Annotated in this window: 3 protein-coding genes; 1 reads left to right on the top strand and 2 read right to left on the bottom strand. The window is 58.0% G+C overall.

Annotation, left to right across the window (positions count from 1 at the left end):
- A partial coding sequence (locus ABX749_RS24560; RefSeq protein ID WP_372898315.1) for a hypothetical protein occupies positions 1-435 on the bottom strand: 435 nt, incomplete at its 3' end.
- Between the two features lie 624 nt (positions 436-1059).
- On the opposite strand from ABX749_RS24560, the gene ABX749_RS24565 reads away from it, so the two are divergent.
- Positions 1060-1707, top strand: a complete 648-nt coding sequence (locus ABX749_RS24565; protein WP_372898316.1) for a sigma-70 family RNA polymerase sigma factor — start codon at positions 1060-1062, stop codon at positions 1705-1707.
- Positions 1708-1902: 195 nt separating this feature from the next.
- Here the strand turns inward: ABX749_RS24565 and ABX749_RS24570 are convergent.
- A partial coding sequence (locus ABX749_RS24570; protein ID WP_372898317.1) for a WD40 repeat domain-containing protein occupies positions 1903-4077 on the bottom strand: 2175 nt, incomplete at its 5' end.

The following is a 4077-nucleotide window of genomic DNA, read 5'->3' on the forward strand; positions in this document are numbered from 1 at the left end:
AAGTCTGCCCGCTTCGATTTCGATCGCACCAAGTTTTAGAATTTCGCCAGTTCCGACAACGACCTCTATCGAGACCCTGTTTTCATTTACTTCGAACTTCAGCGGTTCGGAGGCGCCTTCGAAGTTGATCGTGATATTGTCTGCTGTTGCGGTAATGCATTGTTCATCAGATAATTCGTGACCAGCTATAGATCTGGTGGCGTTTTCGTACACTAACTCGGTTTTGTCGCTCGTGATGTAACAAGCCAGCATCCGCCTATCCTCCAACCGTTCCATCCCCGGCATTAGGTTGCTTCGTTTTTTGGTTGCGGTCTGGCGGCGGAGGCGGTCGAGCAGGGTGCGGCGTTTCTTGCTGCGGCTTTTGGATGAGCGTGTCATGCGTTCGACGCCTCGATTGGCGTTGCGGAAGAAGAGGGGCTGCTTGCGACTGATCACCTCCCTGTGACCCGGGGTTTCCCCCGCAGACTTGATGCCATCCCCGGGGATGGCTTTTTGATGAAAACCTGATGGCAGGTTTTTCTAATCACGTCGAAGGCGTGGTGTCGGGAGTTTGGACGAACCAACGCCCGACACCCACGCGGCCCAAGATTCGCGAGTCGCGATCGGCCCCTTTCGCCCCACCAAGCTCACGCCGCGAGTCACTTGCCCGGCGGATTGCCGAGCATCGGTCTGGGGCGGAGGACGTATCCTGCAACGGGCCGAGTCGGAGCTTTTCTCTTCCCCGTCTTTTTCCACTCGACGCAAACGCCGCCCCGCGTGGATGGTGGAAATGAGCCGTTTCGTCGCGTCATTGCGGTGGATCGAGTTCTTCATGGGGCTCTGAACTTGGCTTCTGCGGGTTCGTGCCGGATCGCCGATATCGCTATACCTGCGAAACGGTTCCGATTGTCGCCTCGGATAATCTCGATCTTCCGGATCATTTTCCATTTCGCCGGAGCGGTGACGAATCGTTGGATACGGATCAGCCTGTGGTCGGGCGACCTTACCCTTCGCCGCGTGTGAAAAATTCGCGGTCTTTGTTCGAACCCGCAAAGCACCTCAGCTGTTAGACTTTGATCTATGAATGAGCCCGATGACGCACAGCAACAGGTGATCGAGCTTGCTCGCGGTGGCGATGAGGCGGCACTTGCGACGCTCTTTCAGATGTACCGAAAGAAGCTCAAGTCGATGGTCGAGTTTCGCATGGATGTGAATCTGCGCGGGCGGGTCGACCCGTCCGATGTGATTCAGGAATCGTATCTCGAGCTGGCCAAACGGCTTGGCGAATTCCGTGCCAAGGAAGACATGTCACCGTTCGTCTGGATGCGGCTGGTGACCATGGAACGGATGTTGAATCTGCATCGCCGACACGTCGCGACACAAAAACGCGACGCGCGGCGCGAGTTCTCGATCGATCACGAACTCGGTTTGGATGTCACCTCGATCACGCTCGCCGCGGGGTTGCTGGGCAAGCTGTCGTCTGCATCCGGTCGTGTCGTACGAGATGAACAAAAGGCAAAACTGCACCAGTTGCTTGACCAGATGAGCCAGGATGACCAGGAGATCATCGCGCTTCGCATGTTTGAAGGGGTTTCCAATGGTGAAGCGGCCGAGATCCTTGGACAGTCCCCAAAAGCAACGAGTAAACGCTTTGTCCGGGCGATCAGTCGCCTGCGTTCGGCAATGAATGTCATCCCGGGGCTCTCGGAGTTGTTCAGCAATGATTGAAAAGAGTCGGAACGGTTCTGCGAGCAATCCATCACGAGCACGCGGAATTGATCGACGAGCTGGCGACGGAGTGATTGGCGAATGTTTGCGACAAGGATCAGTGCAACGCCAAGGAGCGAACCCTCGATCAATCAGTGAACGCTGGCTGAAGAAGCGTTTGGCAAATGTGCGGTGATCGTCTGGCGTTGGGTGGACTCATTGGGCGGTCTGGGGGTGATCCTCGCGGTCCGAAGTCGATGACGGGCACGGCCCCCAAAGCCGATCGATCTCCCCACCGACCAGGATGGCCGCGTCGGAATCCAGTCTCCTGAGCTTCACCCCGGACACCATCCAGGCATCACGTGTCGCGCCGAAGCCGAGTTTGCCGGGCTCGCTGCTGGCCCACTTCGGTTCCTGGCTGAGCGCGATCACGGGACCGCTCCAGCGATACAGCGGTTTGGCGTCGAGCGTGACCCGAATGGTCGCGTTGTGATCTTGGAGTCCGACGGTCAATTCCAGGTCATGGTGTTCGAAATCGACAATCTGAATTCCGGCGACGGCACCCGGCGCATCGACTCCGTTCTTCCCCTCCACCGTGTTGAGTGCGCTGCGGATAAAGTTTCCGTAATGTCCGTGAAAATCGAACCCGCACATTCGGTCTCCCACGGGGATGATGATCTGAAACACACTGAAGTCTTTCAGTTTCGTCAATCTCACGCGCAGCTGATAACTGATCCCCCGCACGTCCGCGGGCAGCGTCACCGTCGCCAGTGGTGCGTTCGTGCTATAAAGGTTCCCGTCATGGAGCCGCCACGTGCTGTCGCTCGATTCGAGTTCGACAGGGTCCAGCCGGGCCAGAACGTTTTCCCAGCCAGCCGATTCGGTTGCCGGAGAGAGTTGCGGGAGGCGTGCCAGAGAGTCACTTGAAATCTGACGGTCCCAAACCTTTAGAAAACTGTCGTTGCAAATCGCGGCGATCCGTTTTCCGTCCGGGCTGAACTCCAAGTCGACGACCGGGGCTGCGAGTCCGTACAGGTCAAGCGTTTCCTTTCCCGTCGTCGCATCATGAACACGCACCGTTCCAAGCTCGCTGCCGCTGACGACCTCACGACCGTCGGGACTGAATTGCAAACTGCGAACGGTTTCCCAGTGGGCGCGAAAGGCCGCCTCGAGCGTGCCCGTGGCCGGATCCCAGACACGAATCCAGCGATCCCTTCCTCCGGTCGCCAATCGTTTTCCGTCCGGGCTCGCGGCGAGGCAACTGATACTACCGGTCTCTGAGGCATCGATTTGTCGCTTCAGTTCGCCTGCGTTCCAATCCCACAGATTGATTCCGCCGGCCAGTGCAGCCGTCGCCACAACGGTATCGTCCAGGCAAAAGCACGCGAAGGGCCGCGCCTGCTCACGGATCGATCTCAAGACCTGACCGTCGGGATACTGTAAGACTCGAATGCCGCCGCCGGGGTCGGGTCTATCAAACGCTTTATCCACCACGACAAGACGCTCTCCCCGTCTGTCAAACATCACACTCGAAAAATACGCGCGTCCGAATGGAGGTAATGCTTCACCGGCGGACGAGAGATGGGAAAAGTGTTTCTCCGCTGACTGTCGGACCACAATGGATCCATCTTTGGGATGCACCGCGAAGTCATCAAACTTTCCGCGATCCTTTCTTATCTGTTGCCACTGAAGGATGCTTTCGGCGCTGCCCCACGCGGTGAGCTTGCTGTAGGTACTCGCGTAAACGGTGGAGCCGTCCCGATCGAATGCCACTCCCGTGCCGACCGATCCTAGTTTCTTGGAAACAATGGCTTCTCCGAGTCTTGTCGACCAGGCGTTGATAATGCCATGACCGCCCCCCGAATGCGCCGACAGCAACACCTTGCCATCCGAACTGAGCGCCACGTTTTCCACGTCGGATCGAGCACCGGCGAGCGACCGCAGCAGGCGTCCCGTCGAGACGTCCCAAAGACGAATGATGCCGCCGCTCGCGGTCACCACCACCTCGCCATCGTCGCTGAGCAGTTTCACGCTCTCGTCGCGGAAATGCATCGCTCGTACTTTCCTTCCCGACGCCACGTCCCAGACCAGAAGCTCGTCGCTGCCCCAGTACGCGAGCCTGCTGTTCTGGGTGAATTGCAGTCTGATCTTGCTGGGATTGTCGACGGTCGCATCGATGCTGCGGCGAACGATGCCGCTGCGCGTTTTAAGTATCTTGATGGTCGCCTGCAGCTTATTTCTGGCCGCCAGTACTGCGATCGATTGACCGTCCGGGCTGAAGTCGGGAATGATGTTGGAGACGGCAAGATTCCAAAGCGGTTTTCCAGTTTTGACGTCGTACGCGATCAGCATGCGGTCGTCCGCGGCGATCGCCGTTTCACCGTCCGGACT

The organism is Stieleria sp., assembly GCF_041595215.1.
Lineage (GTDB): Bacteria > Planctomycetota > Planctomycetia > Pirellulales > Pirellulaceae > Stieleria > Stieleria magnilauensis.